The sequence below is a fragment of the Lujinxingia litoralis genome (genome assembly GCF_003260125.1).
In the GTDB taxonomy this organism is placed as follows: Bacteria; Myxococcota_A; Bradymonadia; order Bradymonadales; family Bradymonadaceae; genus Lujinxingia; species Lujinxingia litoralis.
The window spans coordinates 303,630-319,999 of record NZ_QHKO01000004.1; the positions used below are offsets into that span (position 1 = coordinate 303,630).

Annotated in this window: 16 protein-coding genes; 6 read left to right on the forward strand and 10 right to left on the reverse strand. The window is 67.4% G+C overall.

Going from position 1 to position 16,370, the window contains the following annotated elements; genetic code table 11:
* Positions 1-28: 28 nt before the first annotated feature.
* The 4 genes from DL240_RS10835 to DL240_RS10850 form a co-directional block, all read right to left on the reverse strand.
* Positions 29-1,213 carry an FAD-dependent monooxygenase gene (locus tag DL240_RS10835; protein WP_111729910.1) on the reverse strand — a complete coding sequence of 395 codons (1,185 nt, stop codon included), beginning with the start codon at positions 1,211-1,213 and terminating at the stop codon, positions 29-31.
* 111 nt (positions 1,214-1,324) lie between these two features.
* The gene (locus tag DL240_RS10840; RefSeq protein WP_111729911.1) at positions 1,325-2,143 is read right to left on the reverse strand and encodes a hypothetical protein; all 819 of its coding nucleotides are present in this window, start codon (positions 2,141-2,143) and stop codon (positions 1,325-1,327) included.
* 73 nt (positions 2,144-2,216) lie between these two features.
* Entirely contained in the window at positions 2,217-2,702 is a 486-nt protein-coding gene (locus tag DL240_RS10845; protein WP_111729912.1) for a hypothetical protein, read from the reverse strand.
* Positions 2,703-2,768: 66 nt separating this feature from the next.
* A complete protein-coding gene (locus tag DL240_RS10850; RefSeq protein WP_111729913.1) occupies positions 2,769-3,476 on the reverse strand; it encodes a DUF6992 family protein in 708 nt (235 codons plus the stop codon).
* A gap of 97 nt (positions 3,477-3,573) precedes the next feature.
* Here DL240_RS10850 and DL240_RS10855 point away from each other — a divergent pair, with 97 nt between their 5' ends.
* A complete protein-coding gene (locus tag DL240_RS10855; RefSeq protein WP_111729914.1) occupies positions 3,574-4,044 on the forward strand; it encodes a hypothetical protein in 471 nt (156 codons plus the stop codon).
* 9 nt (positions 4,045-4,053) lie between these two features.
* Here the strand turns inward: DL240_RS10855 and DL240_RS10860 are convergent, their stop codons facing one another.
* Both DL240_RS10860 and DL240_RS10865 read right to left on the reverse strand, forming a co-directional pair.
* Complete coding sequence (locus DL240_RS10860) at positions 4,054-4,353, reverse strand: hypothetical protein (protein WP_111729915.1); 300 nt, start codon at positions 4,351-4,353, stop codon at positions 4,054-4,056.
* A gap of 45 nt (positions 4,354-4,398) precedes the next feature.
* Entirely contained in the window at positions 4,399-4,977 is a 579-nt protein-coding gene (locus DL240_RS10865; RefSeq protein ID WP_111729916.1) for a lipocalin family protein, read from the reverse strand.
* Positions 4,978-5,592: 615 nt separating this feature from the next.
* Here DL240_RS10865 and DL240_RS10870 point away from each other — a divergent pair.
* The 3 genes from DL240_RS10870 to DL240_RS10880 all read left to right on the forward strand — a co-directional run bounded on the left by DL240_RS10870 (position 5,593) and on the right by DL240_RS10880 (position 8,082).
* Positions 5,593-6,480, forward strand: coding sequence for a hypothetical protein (locus tag DL240_RS10870; RefSeq protein ID WP_111729917.1), 888 nt, complete (start codon positions 5,593-5,595; stop codon positions 6,478-6,480).
* A 128-nt stretch (positions 6,481-6,608) separates the two neighbouring features.
* On the forward strand, positions 6,609-7,277 hold the full coding sequence (locus DL240_RS10875; RefSeq protein ID WP_111729918.1) for a polyamine aminopropyltransferase: 669 nt from the start codon (positions 6,609-6,611) through the stop codon (positions 7,275-7,277).
* Between the two features lie 58 nt (positions 7,278-7,335).
* Positions 7,336-8,082: a hypothetical protein gene (locus tag DL240_RS10880; RefSeq protein WP_111729919.1), complete on the forward strand. Its 747-nt coding sequence runs from the start codon at positions 7,336-7,338 to the stop codon at positions 8,080-8,082.
* Between the two features lie 28 nt (positions 8,083-8,110).
* On the opposite strand, the gene DL240_RS10885 is transcribed toward DL240_RS10880, so the two are convergent.
* The gene (locus tag DL240_RS10885; protein ID WP_111729920.1) at positions 8,111-8,755 is read right to left on the reverse strand and encodes an IMPACT family protein; all 645 of its coding nucleotides are present in this window, start codon (positions 8,753-8,755) and stop codon (positions 8,111-8,113) included.
* Between the two features lie 391 nt (positions 8,756-9,146).
* On the opposite strand from DL240_RS10885, the gene DL240_RS10890 reads away from it, so the two are divergent.
* Positions 9,147-10,952, forward strand: a complete 1,806-nt coding sequence (locus tag DL240_RS10890) for an SLC13 family permease (RefSeq protein WP_111729921.1) — start codon at positions 9,147-9,149, stop codon at positions 10,950-10,952.
* 452 nt (positions 10,953-11,404) lie between these two features.
* Here the strand turns inward: DL240_RS10890 and DL240_RS10895 are convergent, their stop codons facing one another.
* The 3 genes from DL240_RS10895 to DL240_RS10905 all read right to left on the reverse strand — a co-directional run bounded on the left by DL240_RS10895 (position 11,405) and on the right by DL240_RS10905 (position 15,151).
* A complete protein-coding gene (locus DL240_RS10895; RefSeq protein ID WP_111729922.1) occupies positions 11,405-12,658 on the reverse strand; it encodes a sensor histidine kinase in 1,254 nt (417 codons plus the stop codon).
* A gap of 47 nt (positions 12,659-12,705) precedes the next feature.
* Positions 12,706-13,188, reverse strand: coding sequence for a DUF4878 domain-containing protein (locus DL240_RS10900; protein WP_158542491.1), 483 nt, complete (start codon positions 13,186-13,188; stop codon positions 12,706-12,708).
* A 325-nt stretch (positions 13,189-13,513) separates the two neighbouring features.
* Complete coding sequence (locus tag DL240_RS10905) at positions 13,514-15,151, reverse strand: ABC-F family ATP-binding cassette domain-containing protein (RefSeq protein WP_111729924.1); 1,638 nt, start codon at positions 15,149-15,151, stop codon at positions 13,514-13,516.
* A 259-nt stretch (positions 15,152-15,410) separates the two neighbouring features.
* Between DL240_RS10905 and DL240_RS10910 the strand changes: the two genes are divergently transcribed.
* A complete protein-coding gene (locus DL240_RS10910; RefSeq protein ID WP_111729925.1) occupies positions 15,411-16,361 on the forward strand; it encodes a hypothetical protein in 951 nt (316 codons plus the stop codon).
* Positions 16,362-16,370 lie beyond the last annotated feature (9 nt).

Genomic DNA, 16,370 nt, shown 5'->3' on the forward strand with positions numbered 1-16,370 from the left:
AGGGGCACGGCGCCCGGGCGCGCCTGCCTCAGCCCGCCTCATACCCCCAGATCACGGCCTGCTGCTCCTCCAGCACCGACACCGGCGCCCTACGCATCGCCGCCTCGCGCAGCCACACCGCCGGCGCGCTCGACCACTGCCCGACCACCCCGAGCTGCCTTGAGCGCTTCTGCAACATCGCCGTGCGCTCAACCCGTTCCCCTTCATAGCGGCGCAGCGCAGCACTGACCTCCTCGTCACTCGCGCCCCCCCGTTTGAGCACCTCTCCCAGACGAGCAGCGAGCAACGCGGCATCTTCAATGGCCGAACAGGCCCCCTGCCCCAGGTTGGGAGCCATCGGGTGCGCCGCGTCTCCCAGCAAGGTCACCACGCCACGCCCCCAATCCTGGCGAGGCGGACGGTCGTAGATGTCGTTGCGCAAAATATGCGCAGCCTGAGTCCCCTCCACCATCGCCAAAAAATAGTCCGGAAAATCCCGATACCGCGCCACCAGTTCGGCGCGCACATCCTCCCCATCTCGGCCCCCCTCCGCGGCGTTGGCCGTCGCCCACCAGTACACGCGAGACTCATCGACGTAGGAGACGCCCACCCGCAGCCCGTGGCCCTGGAGCTCCCAGAGCGCGCCGTGCTCAAACCCCGGATGCTCAAAGGGCTCGGTGATGCCCCGCCAGCAGGTGTATCCCAGGTAACGCGGGGCAGGCTCTGCCGGATGCAGCTGCCGACGCACCGCCGAATTCAAACCGTCACACCCGATCAGCGCCACGCCCTCGAGCCCGGTGCCGCCGCCCCGCAGCACGCGCACCCCCTGCTCCGCCACCGACTCAAACCCCTGGACCGCCGCGCCCAGATGCACCTCAACCTCGGGAGCCCCCTGCGCCGCGTCGTAGAGCGTGGCCTGAAGCGCCGCCCGGTGAATCATGCGAAAGGGCCCCGGCCACTCCTCCGACTTAAGCTCACGGGTCACAAAGAGCTCGCCACGGTTGGAGCCGATCCCCACCTTGGTCATCGGGGCGCTGACCCGCTCCAACGCCTCCCCCAACCCCCGACGGTAGAGCACCGACGAGGCGTTGGGCCCCAGCAAGATGCCGGCGCCCACCTCCCGCACCTCTTCAAAGCGCTCCAGCACCTGCACCGCCACCCCCTCCTCAGCCAGGCAATGCGCCAGGCTCAACCCGCCAATGCCCGCTCCCGCAACAACCACCGAATTCCGCATGCCTACCTCGCTTGTCTTCGTGACTGAAACCCAATTCAACCTCGACAAGCTCTAAACGCCCCGGGCAGCGCAGGCGATGTGGTCGATTGTCTCAACGCCTTTCGGTACGCGTCATTGCACCCGCAGGGTATCGAAGACGATCTGGCGCTCGCCACCCTCCCAGGTGCGCTCCAGGGGCAGGCGCAGCGGGCCGAGCTCCTCATAGCCCCCCCAGAGCACGGTGGATGGCGGGCGATCCCCCTGAAGATGCATGGTCCAGGCCCGCACCTCTCCGGTCTGCGGGTCCACCTGCACCTCGTAGCGATCGCCGGGGGTGAGCCCCACGCCCTCAAAACTCAGCTCCAGCACCTGCCGGCGCTGGCCCTCCTCGCCAACCTCCCCGCCGTACTCCAAACTCACCCCGGGATCGAAGACCTTGATCGGCATCAGCAACCAGTAGGCGTCGTTGACCCAACGCTGATAGGCGGCCTCCCCGGCCGCTTTGAGAGGCTCCCCTTCGACCGGCGTCCCATCGAGGGTCGCCTCCGAGGCCTCCCGGCTGGCCAGATCAACCGTCACATCCCAGGCCTGGCCCTCGTTATCGGTCCACTGCACCCGATCCTCGCCATCCCAGACCTTCCAGTCGTGGGTGGCCGCAAAACGCTCCTCCTCGCCAGCTTTGACCACAAAACGAAAGCCCAGCTCTTTGACCTGGGGCCAGCGCGGGCCACCGTGGGCCTCGTACACCTTCGCAGCGAGTTCGCCGGCCGGCCCCTCCACCTCGGGCGTCGGGGCCATCAGGGCCTCTTCCTGATCGCGCTCGCCAGGCTCCTCCACGAGCATCTCTTCGGCCGCCTGCGCCCCGGGGCTCGGCGCATCACTGGCCGGCTCACACCCCATCCACCCCAGCAGGCACACACTCAGTACAACGCCCCAACCTTTCACGCGCATCTCACGCTCCTTTTGCTCATCCACCGTCGTTCTCGCTCCCCGGCAGCCAATCTCCGCCGAGCACACCGATTGCTCATAGCTCCAGCGTATCCAAATCGCCCTGCAACGCCGCGCGCAGCTCCTCGGAAGCCAGCGATGCCGCCCGGGCCCGGGCCTCTTCCCGCGCGCGCTCTGCGCCGCGGCGATCGCCGCTGACGAGCAACGCGCGCGCCAGAGCCTCGTACCCAAATCCCACAAAGAAGGCCGCGTCGTCACCGCGCAGCGCCTCGGCCAACGCCAGCGCGCGCTCCGCCCAGCGCCGGGCCTCCTCGGCCCAGCCCAGCAGCGCGGCCACCCGCGAGATCTGCCAGCAGCCCACCGAATGCTCCTTGGCGCCAAACTCCTCGCGCTCGCTCCAGTGGTAGAGCGAGGCCACCGCCCGCAGGTACATCGCCTCGTCCTCCTGCGGGCTGCGCTCCTCTTTAAGAATCAAATCCCAGGCGGCGTTAAAAAGCTCGCCAGAGAGGCGCCGATGCACCTGCTCCATATCCAACGCATGCTTCTCCATTCCCTTGATCATCGCATCACTCCCGGGCGACTTCTGCCCGAATCTCATGTCCACTGCGCTGCCCGACACCCGGGCACCCTAAAACCGGCCCATCACGCGGAGCCCGGCCCCCTGCGCCGGCCCCACGCCCACCCGGAGATCGTCCAAAAGCCGCGCCGACGATCGCCGCTGCAACGCCAGGAGTGTGCTGTCGAAGACGAGCAGAAAGGCTCCCTGAACGATCAGCGAGGGCCCGTAGCCCGGCAAGCGCTCATCGTCGAGCCGGCGGCCACGCTCCCACAGGTAGGCCCCCCCGGCCATATACGCCACGTTCAGGCCGATGTTGAGCGCCAACACCCGCTCCAACGCCCCGGCCTTCTTCAGCGTATCTACCGTGTCGTAACGCCCGCTCTCCTCGCTCAGCGCTCCCCACAGCCCCGCGCCGGCGATCGCCGCGTTGACCACATTCCAAGCGGCGTTCATCTGGTGAAAATAACGCCAGCGCCCCGTGGTCTGCGCATACCCGATCGCCCCGGCCCCCAGGTTCAGCGCCGACCACCCCAGCAAGACCCCCATCCCCTTGATCTGACGCTGACGCCGACGCTCATTGAAGGCCTGAAGCCTGACCTCCGCGGCCTTCTCGGGCTCGGTGCGCCGAGCCAGCGGGCCTCCCTCCGCGCCGGATTCCGCCAGAGACTGTTGTGCCTGCGCGGGCTTTCCCCGGGCCAGCGTCACCCCGAGTGCACCGACCAACGCCGTGGCCAACACCAGCCCCCCGCTCACACGGCCCCATCGCTTCCAACCCATCGCTGCTCCTTATCGATCCGACCCTTGAGTAAGCCCGCGTCATCGCGCATCGTCATGAGGCCCAAAAGGGTAAACGCCTTTTCAGGAGTTCAAGACCATGCCCCCGTATCTACTCGCCATCGATCTGGGCCTTCGCTGTGGGTTTGCGACCTACGACCGCAGCGGCCACCTGCTGCGCTACCGCTCCACCAACTTCGGCTCGGCGCGCCGCCTGCGCGACGCGGCCTGGTCGGTCCTGCGCCAGGAAGGACCCTTAGAATGGGTGGTCATGGAGGGCGATCGTCAGCTGGCCGAAATCTGGGGCAAGCCCGCCACCCGCCAGGGCGCTCGCCAGGTCCAGGTCGCCCCCGAAACCTGGCGCGGCGAGCTCCTGCTCAGCCGCAAGCGACGCAGCGGCGCCGACGCCAAAGCCGCCGCCGACGACCTGGCCCGAGAGGTCATCACCTGGTCCCGGGCCACTCGCCCCACCAGCCTGCGCCACGACGCCGCCGAGGCCATCCTCATCGGCCTCTGGGGCGTGCATCACATCGGCTGGCTCCCGAGCTGGCCGGAGTTTATTCAGGGCTAAACCAGCGCCTTAATCCTCCACGAAGTGCTGACAGACCCCGTCACTGCAAAACCCCCGGGGCCCGCAGACCTGGCCGCAGCCCCCGCAATGAAAGGCGTCGGAGCGCACGTCCACACAGCGCCCGCTGCACTCCTGCTCCCCACTCTTGCAGCGTCGGCGGCGCGCCTCCACTTCCAGGGACTGCGCCTCCACCTCCTGATCGGCCGGGCTGACACCGGGATCCGGCGGAATCTCGTACACCGGCACCGGCGCACACCCCACCACCACGGCCGCGATCAGCACCCCAATCCCCATCCAGACCTTCATCATCGCTCACACTCCCGGACATCAGCTCAGACCGCACTCGGCACGGGCTCACAAGGACACCACGCAACGCTCGCCATGAGCATCGCGCTGCGGCGTGGCGCGCAACCTCTCGACCGGAAACCCGCGGGCTTGCAGATCGCGCACAATCGCCTCAAACGCATCCTGCGCCATACAGGGCTCCCGACTCAAGATCCACAGGTTCTTGCGCTCCGGCCCCGACACCGCCGCCCAGCGATACCCCGGGTCCAGGGCCACCACCCAGTACGCGCTCCTCAAAGGCCAGAAAAAACGCACGTAGAGCTTGCCCGCCTCGGCCTCTCCGGCGCTCCAGGCCCGCCCGGTGATGCCCGACTCCCGGCCCTCAAAGGAGTCGCGGAAGCAGCGGTTCTCCACCTTCACATCGCCGTCCTCGCGCAACGTGTAGGTGGCGGTGGTGCCCACGCAACCGCGTTGCGCCCGCAGCGGCACCGACGCCACCTCGTACCAGCGCCCGGCATAACGCTCCAGATCGAGCTCCCGGACCGCCTCCACCGAACTCCCGGACCCGGCGCCCGTCGCACAACTCACCAGCCACATCGCCCCCACTCCCAGCAGCGCGGCTGTTGCCCACCTCCATCCTCGTTCCATCTCCTGGCTCCTCGGCAACAACGTCGTCTCCCGGCCCGACCACCCTGGCGGTGGCTGGCCGCCCCGGATCCTTGTTCCGACCTCCGGGGAGTCAACGCCCCCCCTCGACACCCCACCCCGCCCTTTCGCGAACGACGACCGAACCCCTAAACACCCCACCCCGCCCTTTCGCGAACGACGACCGACCCCCTCGACACCCCACCCCGCCCTTTCGCGAAGGGCGACCGAACCCCTAAACACCCCACCCCGCCCTTTCGCGAAAGGCAACCGACCCCCTCGACACCCCACCCCGCCCTTTCGCGAAGGGCGACCGAACCCCTAAACACCCCACCCCGCCCTTTCGCGAAGGGCGACCGAACCCCTAAACACCCCACCCCGCCCTTTCGCGAAGGGCGACCGAACCCCTAAACACCCCCTTTGGGGTATATCAAAACGGCGTTGGCGCCCCCACACGGGTTCCGGACCACCTCCGGGGCCTCTTTCGGCCGGCGAATCGCCCCCCATCCCCTGAAGCCCGGGGATTCACCAGGCAGAAGGCGACGCGTCCGCTGAATACTCTGCTCGCCAGGGCGTCGAACCCGGCACCAACGGCCCTCGCCACCCTTAAGGATTCCCATGCGCCGCACTCGCCATCCCCTCTCCGCCCTTCTTCTGTTGAGCACCCTGACCCTGGGCACCGCCTGCGAGAGCACCGACACCTCGAGCCCGGCCCAGACCACCACCGAACTCACCCCCTACCAGGCGCCCGAAGCGCCCGCAGCCGCCGAGGCTGCCCCCGGCCCGGTCGCCTTCCCCTCCAACGACTGGACCTGCGACGCCGCCTCAGTCGACCGCGTCCAGAGCTGGATCGACGCCGCGCGCCCCCTCCCGGCCAAAACCGTCTTCGCCGGCATCGAGGGCGTCTCCCCGGCCACCCGCTCGCCAGGGTTTCTGATCGCGCTCAGCGACGACACCCTCCAGCTCGGCGGCCACGACTACGGCGACGACCTCGACGCCTTCAAAAAAGCCCTCCAGGAGCGCATCGCCAGCCGGGAAGGCGCCCCGGGAGCCATCCGCCTGAGCGGCCCGACCTCCGCCGCGCGCATGCAGTCCATCGCCGAGATCCTGGCCCCGCACACGGGCGAATCCCTGCTCTTTGCGGTCCCCCTGTCCCCGGCGGCCACCAAGGTGCAGGCCCCCGGGCCCGCCGTGCTCGCCAGGGCCACCGAGCAAGCGCCCCCGGCCCAATGCGCCCCGGTCACCGCCCTGCTCAACGCCCTGCCCGAGCTCTCTCCCCCGGATCGCTCCCGCAAGGTGCGCGCCGAGCTGGCCGGCGCCTGGTTGGCCTGCGAATGCGACGCCGACCTCGAAGCGCTGCTGGCCGGCCAGATCTGGCTCTCCCCCGCCGCCCAGGCCGTGGCCCCGGCGGAGCTCCCCCTGACCAGGCTGCACACCTGGCTTGAGGAGGGCGCGTCCTGGAGCGCCTTTGAGACGCGCCTGCGCGACCTGGGCAGCGGCGCCTGAACGCCCAGCCCTCGCCAGCCAGGGGGAGCGCGGCGCCGCTCTCTAGAGATGACAGGCGCCGCGACACGCGCTAGCAAGGCTGGCGCGGCTTACCTTCTTGTTTCCCCTCACTGCACGAGCGCTCCCCTATGAAACCCTGGATCACCCTGGACACCACCACGCTGCCCGACGGCGGCACCCTCAGCCTCCAACAACGCGATCAGGAACTGGTCCTGCGCGCCAACGGCGTGGAGCTGATGACCTCCCGGGCCCACGGCTCCGAAGACGCCTTAGGAGAGCTGGGCACCGCCCCCATCGCCGCCCGCAAACGCCCCCGGGTGCTCATCGGGGGGCTGGGCATGGGCTTTACCCTGCGCGCCGCCCTCGACGGCCTGGGCCCCGACGCCGACGTCATCATCAGTGAACTCGTCGAAGAGGTCGTCGCCTGGAACCGCGGCCCCCTGGCCCATCTGGCCGGCAACCCCCTCGACGATCCCCGCGTCACCCTGCTTCAGGGCGACGTCACCCGCCACATCGCCCGTCAGGAGACGCGCCTGGACGCCATCCTCCTAGATGTCGACAACGGCCCCGAGGCCCTGACCGCCCAGGCCAACGAAGGGCTCTACGGCGAAAAAGGCCTGGAGCGCGCCTTCCACGCCCTGACCCCCGGGGGCATCCTGGGTGTGTGGTCGGTCTCCGACGATCAGGCCTTCTCGCGCCGCCTCAAAAAGGCCCGCTTCCAGGTCAAACGCCACAGCGTTCGGGCCGCCGGGGAACGCGGCCGCCGTCACCTAGTCTGGATCGCCCGACGCCCCTGACCTTCCTCCCGAGCCCCCCACTCCCCGCTCCGAATCCTCGCCACCCAAGACCTCGTCGATGACCGAGCGCCACGCCACCGATACCGACACCGACTCAGCGCTGGGCGCGGCTCAGGAGCGCTGGCTGGCGTCCTCGGCCAGCCAGGCGCTCACCCGCCGTGCCCAGCGCGTGTTCAACCTTCCCCTGGCCATCTTCACCATGGTGCGCTGGTGCGCGGTGGGCGGCCTGGCCACCGGCGCGCTCGCGTGGTGGGGCTTTCAAACCCTCTCCACCGCCCTGCTGATCCCGCTCGTCCTCTACAGCGTGCTCGCCGGCGTCCTCATCGGCTCCTTCTGGGGCGCGATCCGCGTGGTGGCCGCCGCCCTCGACAGCCTCTGGCAGCTCATCGAGCTGATCTTCGATGGCACCGACGACGCCTTCAAAGAACTGGCGCGCCTGCGCCGCAAAGAGCTCTCGCCAGCCGCGGCGCGCTCGCTGGCCAACACCCTCTACCACCGCCTGATCTACCCCGTCGTCCAGCGCACCGTGCGCCAGGCCGCCGGCCTCTTCGCGCGTCCCATCACCTGGGCGCTCGACCGCAGCGTCGATCGCCTGCTCCAGCGCGCCCTGCGCACCCAGGCCCCGCGCGACACCCAGGCCCCGGAGCCCACCGGCCCCGAGCTCCTGGCGCGGGCGCGCGCCAACGCCCTGACCCTGCGCCGGTACCTGCGCCGCATCGCCATCTTCCCCCTGGCCCTGCTGGCCACCCTGAACACCCTGCTGGTCAGCGCCCCCCTGATCCTGCTCCTGCTTCTTCTGGGCTGAGCCCCCCCGCTTTGCGGCGGAGCCCCCGCTAGCCCTCGTCGCCCTCAAACACGTCGGCCCCATCGCGCTGCAGCAGGGTGGCCAGGCGAGCCCGCAGGTCTTCGAGAGCGAGACAGCGGACGCCGAGATGAAGGGTGACATCGGCCGCGTAGTCGACGCGGAGCACCTCCACCTCCTCCATCGGCCCGAGCAGATGCTCCACCTGGGCCTGGACCCCGTAGGGGATGTTCAACGCCACCTCCCGCTGCGGAAATCGCCGCTCGGGCCCGGCCGCCTCCACCGCCTGCCGGGCCGCCTCCCGGTAGGCCCGGGCCAGCCCCCCGGTCCCCAGCTTGATGCCGCCAAAATAGCGCACGACCACCACCAGCACATCGACCAGCTCCAGCCCCTCCAGGATCTGCAGCATCGGAAACCCCGCGGTGCGCGCCGGCTCCCCGTCGTCGCTGCTGCGCTCCAGGGGCTGGGCGCCCCGCCCCAGCCGAAACGCAAAGCAGACATGGCGCGCGTCGTAAAACTCGCGCCGCTTCTCGGCGATAAAGGCCTGCGCCTCCTCCTCCGAGCTCACCGCCAGCGCGTAGCCCAAAAAGCGACTGCGCTCGACCACATGCTCCGAGGTCCCGACGCCGGCCAGCGTCCAGTAGGGTTGTTCTTCGTCCGGGGTGTTGACCCTCATCGTCCTCTCCTTGCTCTCCTTGGCCACCGGGCCTCTGCATCGGCCCCCACCATAGCGCAAGCCCTCCTCGCTTCCACCGCATTCTCGTGCACGTACTCCCCATCCCCCTCCCCCGAAACGTTGGGAGGCTTCGACTGAAACAAAACACGTTTCACGTTTCACTTTTATCCCCTTTTAAATGAAACAAAGCCCCTCCGGCCCTCCCGGCCGCCCTGAAACTCGATGAATCGCGTTTTCTCAAAACCCTCGATTCTCCCCGTATTTAGCGGCCCTTCCAGCATCGAACACCTGTCGGGATGCGGCTTCGTAACGAGTTGGTACGATCACTGCAGTGTGCCATCGCTGTGCGCCCCGGGCGCTCCCCACCTAAACTTTGCATGGAGTTGCAGCGATGGAATCCCTGACCCCGGACATGATCACAGTGCTGGTGATACTGGCCAGTGCGATCTACCTCTTTGTCTCCGAGATCGTTCGCATCGACGTGGCGGCCATCATCATCATGGTGGCCGTCGGCCTCACCGGCCTGGTCAGCGGCGATCAGCTCTTCAACGGCTTCGCCTCCAACGCCGTCATCTCGATCATCGCCGTGATGATCCTGGGCGCCGCCCTCGACAGGGTCGGCATCATGCGGCGAGTTGCCGCCTTTTTGCTCAAGGTCGGCGGCCGCACCGAGGGGCGCATCATCTCGCTGATCTCGGGGAGCGTGGCCGCGATCAGCGCCTTTATGCAAAACATCGGCGCCGCCGCCCTCTTCTTACCGGTGAGCGAGCGCCTGGCCGAGCGCACCGGCATCTCGGTCTCCCGCATTCTGATGCCGATGGGCTTCGCGGCCATTCTGGGCGGCACGATGACCCTGGTGGCCTCCGGGCCGCTGATTCTCCTCAACGACCTGCTCGCTGCCAGCTCCCAGAACCTGGGCGTGGAGATCGAGCCCCTGGGCCTCTTCACCCCCACCCCCATCGGCATCGCGCTGACGGTGGCCGGCATCGCCATGTTCGCCATCGCCGGCAAGTGGCTGCTGCCCTCCAACACCATTCAGGAGAGTGAGGAAGCCCGCGACCTGGCCGCGACCTACGGCATCGACCAGACCATTCACGCCTTTGCCGTCGGCTCCGATAGCCCCCTGTGTGGTGACTCCGTCGAGGCCATCGAGGCTCAGCGCCAGGGCATCGTCCTGCTGGCCATCGCCCGCGACGGCGAACTGACCCCGGCCCCCACCCGCGACTTCTGCATCCAGCAGGGCGACGTCCTGGCCATCCTGGGACCGGCCGAGCGCATCGAGCACCTGGCTCAGAGCGCGCGCCTTACCCCCACCGCCAACACCCCCTTTGCCGCCCTGCACGATGACCAGCACGCCGGCCTGGCCGAGGTCCTGGTGCGCCCGGGCAGCGACGTGGTGGGCAAGAAGGTCGTCGATCTGCGCCTGCGCGCCGCCTTTGGCGTCACGGTCCTGGGCATCCACCGCCGGGGAGAGCTCCTGATCGATGATGTGCGCCAGATCGTGCTCGACGCCGGCGACGTCCTGGTGCTCTTCACCCCCTGGGAACGCCTGCAGACCCTGGCCAAAGAGCCCCCCTTCGTGGTGCTGAGCGACTACCCGGCCGAGCCGGCCCGCACGCATAAGACCCGCTGGGCGCTGCTGGCCTTTGGCCTGGCCCTGGGCCTGGTGATCTTCTCCTCGCTCAAGCTCTCCCTGGCGCTGATGGTCGGCGCGGTCATCGTGCTCATCACCGGAGTGCTCACCGCCGACGAAGCCTACCGCGCCGTCTCCTGGAAAACCGTCTTCCTGCTGGCCGCGCTCATCCCCCTGGGCCAGGCCGTGGAAGACACCGGCACCGCCGCCTGGATCGCCGAGCGCGTCATCGGCCTGACCGAAGGCTTCCCCACCTGGGGCGTGCAGCTGACCATCGCGCTGCTGGCCACGGCCTTCACGCTGACCATCTCCAACGTCGGCGCCACCGTCCTGCTGGTGCCCCTGGCCGCCAACGTGGCCGTGGGCGTAGGTGCTGACCCGGCCCAGTTCGGTCTGATCGTAGCCCTGGCCGCCTCCAACGCCTTCTTGCTCCCGACCCACCAGGTCAACGCCCTGCTGATGGGCCCCGGCGGCTACCGCGTCAAAGACTTCCTGAAGGCCGGTACCGCCATGACCGTCCTCTTCACCGCGGTGCTCATCGGGACCATCAACATCTTCTTCTGACCCGGGGCTTTACGCCCTTTCATTCCCCTCAAAAAAAGCCGGGAGTCCTGACAGGACTCCCGGCTTTTTTGATCGATGCCACGCCTCAACCCCTCGGCACCAAACCACCAAAACCCCAACAACTACATAACCTTACAAGAACCTGGAGTCACCTCCAGATATGACCGGGAGTCACCTCCAGACATGACCGGGAGTCACACCCAGACATGACCGGGAGTCACACCCAGACATGACCGGGAGTCACCCCCAGACATGACCGGGAGTCACCTCCAGACATGACCGGGAGTCACCTCCAGACATGACCGGGAGTCACCTCCAGACATGACCGGGAGTCACCTCCAGACATGACCGGGAGTCACCTCCAGACATGACCGGGAGTCACCTCCAGACATGACCGGGAGTCACCCCCAGACATGACCGGGAGTCACCCTCCCCCCCGTTTTTCCCGTGTGTTACGCCTCGAGCACCAGAGGCAACTCCACCAGAAACTCGGTCCCCTGCCCCGGCGTTGAGCGCGCGCTGATCTCACCTCCGAGCAGGCGGCAAAAGCGCTCGGTCAGGGTCAGCCCCAGCCCGGTGCCTCCATACTGACTGGCCACCTGAGCGTTGGCCTGCTCAAAGGCCTCAAACACCCGCGCCAGCGCCTCCGGGCTCATGCCGACCCCGGTATCCCAGACCCGCAACGCGATCGTATCGGAGCGCACGAGCGTGGCCTCCACGCCGACCTCCCCGGCGTCGGTAAACTTGCAGGCGTTACCCAGCAGATTGAGCAGGATCTGGCGCACCCGGGTCGCGTCGCTGTGCATCTCCCCGAGCTCCGGCGCACAGCGTACCACCAGGCGGTTGCCCCGCGAGGAGGCCAGCGGCGCCACCGTCGACTTCACCTCCTGAAGCAGCCCGGCCACCTCAAAGCGATCCACGTTGGCGGCGAGTTTGCCGGCCTCGATCTTGGAGAGATCAAGGACGTCGTTGATCAGCGCGAGCAGGTGTTCGCCGGCGACCCGGATCCGCTCCAGGTCGCCCGCGTAGCGCTCCTCATCATCGTCCGACATCCGCTCCAGCAGGTACTCCGAGTACCCGATCACCGCGCTCAGCGGCGTGCGCAACTCATGACTCATGCTCGCCAGGAAGTCGCTCTTCGAGGCGCTGGCGTGCATCGCCGCATCGCGGGCCGCTTCCAACTCGGCGTTGAGCGTGCGCAGCTCCCGGCTCCGCTCGACCCGCTCGCTGACATCGCGGCACAGCGCCAGGATCACCTTTTGACCCCCGGCCATAAACGCCCCTACCCGCGTCTCAACCGGGTAGACGCGCCCCTCCTTGCTGCGATGACGCCCCTCGACGGTGAACACCTCGTCGATGGTCATGCGCTCCCAGATCGCCCCGGGTTTTAAGTCCATCTCAAAGACGCTGACATGCATCCCCAGCATCTCTTCCCGGCTGTAGCCCAGCATCTCGCAGGCCGCGTGATTGACCTCGATCACTTGCCCCCGGGTATCGTGCAGAAAAAAGGGATCGACGGCGTGGCGGATCATCTTATCGAAGCGCTCATCCAGCACCAGCGCGCCCTCAAACCCCTCCTCGTAGCGCTGGGAGATGCGCTGCAAAAACCCCTGCCAGGCCTCCTGTGAGGGAGCCTCCCCCGCCGAGAGGCCGGCGACCTCCAGGTCCCGCAAGACCAGGGGATGATACGTCTTTGTCGAACTCATCTGCGCTCCGCGTACTCAGGCCCGACCGGGCTCACCGCTCATCGTGCTCACTGCATTCCCGGGGCGCCTTCGCCCTCGGGGCGATCGAGCACGCTGCCGGCTTTCTCGGCCCACTCGGTGTCGACGCGCCAGCCCGCCGCGGTCTGACGCACGCGAATCTCCTGCGGCCGGGCCGCCGCCGGCGGCAGCGCATCGGAGGTGCTCTTCAGGCTCACCTCCACCACCACCTCGCCATCCTGCGGGCGAACCTCCCCCACCTCAAAGCTCATCGTGGCGGCCACCTCGTCGATGCGCTCCTGGGCCTGATCGCGTTGCGCCTGCAGCACTTTTAGGGGCATGGCCTCCTGATCAGCCCGGGTCACCATCGCCCAGGCCTTCTCCACCTGGCCATCACGCATCGCCTCCAGGTAGGCCACCGCCACCTCTTCGGGCGCCTGCTGCCCCAGATCATCGCCGCGCTCACACCCACTTACCAGCGCCATCACCATGCCACCGATCAGCCACGCCCACATCGCTCGTACTCGCATCAACTCGTCTCTCCGCTCCGACCATCTTGCACTCTGTAGAAGCCCTGATGGCAATCCAGACAATGCCATAGTTCTCTACAACTTAGAGGCGTTTTAGAAGTCTCCCCGACTGCGGTCAATGCTCGAACGCGCTTGCTCGCCCTTGTCAGGACCTTTGCCGGCCGCCGGTGCCTCCTCAACACCCCCAAAGGAGGGAGGGGGGGGAAGGGAGCGCTCCCGGAGGGGCATGACCACCGGCCCCACCCCCAAAAAAAACCGGAGACCGCTTCGGCGGCCTCCGGCTCTCTCCCACACAGCTCACGCAGCCGACGCCCGGCCGGCCCGCAATTTAGAGTCCGAGCTCTGCCCCGTGCAGCTCCCGGCGCGCCTGGGCGACCCGCTCGCTGGTCACGTACTCATCAAAGGGCATGTGGAAATCCAGGTACCCGTTGGGCCCCAGCTCAATGATGCGGTTGGCCACCGTGCGCACCAGCTCCCGGTCGTGCGAGGCAAACAAGATCACGTTATTCTCGCTAAACGCCTGCATCCCTTTGTTGAGCGCGGTGATGCTCTCAAGATCCAGGTGGTTGGTCGGCTCATCAAGGATCAGCAGGTTCGCGCCCACCTGCATCATCCGCGAGAGCATGCAGCGGACCTTCTCACCACCGCTGAGCACCTTGACGCTCTTCTTGGTGTCTTCCCCGCTGAAGAGCATCCGCCCCAGAAAGCCGCGCACATCTTCCAGGTGCATATCCTCGGTGTACTGCCGCAGCCAGTCGATCAGGTTGAGGTTCACATCCTTGAAGTAGGCCTCGTTATCCTTGGGGAAGTACGCGCTGGAAATCGTGCTGCCCCACTCCACCGTACCGCTATCCGGCTCCAGCTCTCCGGCCAGGATCTGAAAGAGCGTGGTGCGCGGACGTCCATCCGGCCCCACAAACGCGATGCGGTCGCCGGGGAGCACGTTGAGGTTAAAGCCGTTGAGCAGCTGCTCGCCATCGATGCTCTTGTGGAGGTCCTCCAGAATCAGGACTTTCTTGCCGCACTCCCGCTCGAAATTGAAGTGGATGTGCGGGTACTTACGCGTGGAGATCGGCAGATCGTCGAGCGTAAGCTGATCCAGCAGCTTCTTGCGCGAGGTGGCCTGCCGGGCCTTCGACGCGTTGGAGCTGAAGCGCTCGATGAAGGCCTTGAGGTCTTTGGCCTTATCGGAGGCCTTCTTCTGGGCATCGCGGCGCTGCTGAAGCGCCAGCTCGGCGGCCTGCAACCAGAAGTCGTAGTTCCCCACGTAGATCTTGAGGCGCCGAAAATCGATGTCGGCGATATGGGTGCACACGTTGTTGAGGAAGTGACGGTCGTGGCTGACCACGATCACCAGCGACTCCAGCCGCTGCAGGTAATCCTCCAGCCAGGCGATGGTGTGCACGTCCAGGTTGTTGGTGGGCTCGTCGAGCAGCAGGATGTCGGGCTTGCCAAAGAGCGCCTGCGCCAGGAGCACGCGCACCTTCTGACCGGCCTCCAGATCGCCCATCCGCCGATGATGCTCATCATCGGCCACGCCCAGCCCCGAGAGCAGGATCGCGGCCTCGGCCTCGGCCTCATACCCGTTGAGATCGGCGTAGAGCATCTCCAACTCGGCGGCCCGGGCACCGTCCTCTTCGCTGAAGTCCGCGCTGGCGTAGAGCTTCTCGCGTTCCTTGTGAACTTCGTAGAGGCGAGGGTGGCCGCGCAGCACCACGTCCATTGCCACGTCGTCGTCGTAGCGGAACTGGTCCTGCTCCAGACGGGTCATCCGCAGGTTGGAGGGAATGCTGACCACCCCGGCCGACGGCTCCAGCTCCCCATAGAGCACCTTCAAAAACGTCGACTTGCCGGCGCCATTCGCCCCGATGAGCCCGTAGCAGTTCCCCGGAAGGAACTTCACGTTCACATCTTCAAAGAGCGGCTGCCCGCTGAAGTTCACCATCACGCCAGAGGTTGTGATCATCGCTATACCCTGCTCGCTCGCTGTCCGCGCAGCCCTGTCCACCGGCTCAGAGGCCACCTGTAAAATCGACGCGCGAACCACTTTCGGCGCGCCCAGAGTCGGCCCCGACTAGCACGGCGACCGCCCCCGGTCAAACAGGCGTCCGGTCGGGTTAATCCCCGATCCTTTTTATTATGTGTTCGTCGCGCGGCGCGCACATTTTGCCCGTGACGCCCCGGCGTCGCCCCGAGCACCCCTTTTCCTGCCCCGAGAGGTCGTTATGCACACCCTCATCCTCGCACTCTACACCCATCAAGAGCGGGCCGAACGCACCATCGACGAGCTGATCGAGGCCGGCGTCGACCCCTCCCACATCGACAAGGTCGAGCCCCCCGGAGACCAGCACGCCGGGCTCTTCAAGGGCCTCTTCTCCGACCGGGAGCGCGAGCAAAAGGACGCCAAAACATCGCTCAAAAAGCTCACCGCCCGCGGGGTCAGCGTCGACGAGGCCCTGCACTACGCCACCGGGGTGCGCCAGGGCTACAGCCTGCTGATCGTCGACACCGACGACGACACCCTGGCCCACAGCGCCCGCATCATCATGGATCGCCACGCCTACCCCGGAGAGATCCCCGCCCGGGAGAGCCTGGCCGAGCCTCGCCAGGAGGGCATGGTCGAGAGCGCCGAATCCGAGGGCATCTCCACGGCCTCGGTCGGCCTGGCCGCGGCCACCTTCCGCACCGACGTCCCCGGCATCGAGACCTCCGAGGCGGTGGAGCGGGCCCCGGAGCTCCCCCGGCCCGACATCAGCTTTGGCAACATCGCCACCGCCACCGAGGTCCCCCACAGCAGCGAGGTCACCTCGGGCACCGAGAGCACCACCCACGAGCCGGTCCTCTCCCGCGCCTCGCTGGTCTCCTCCTCAGGAGCCCCGCCCGCGCGCAACAACACCTCGCGCTTCGACGACGAGTTTCGCGATCACTACCAGCGCAACTACGCCGACAGCCGCTACGCCTACGCCGACTTCGCGCTGGCCTACCGCTACGGCGTGGCCCTGGCCGAAGAGCCCCGCTACCGCGACCAGACCTGGGACCAGGTCGAACCCCTGGCGCACCAGAGCTGGGAGGCCCGGGAGTCCGAGCCCTGGATGCTCTTCCGCGACGCCATCCGCTTTGGCTGGAACCGCATCCGCGGCGAACACCAGGCCGAACCCCTGCCGCCCCGGCTCTGAGCCCGCAGC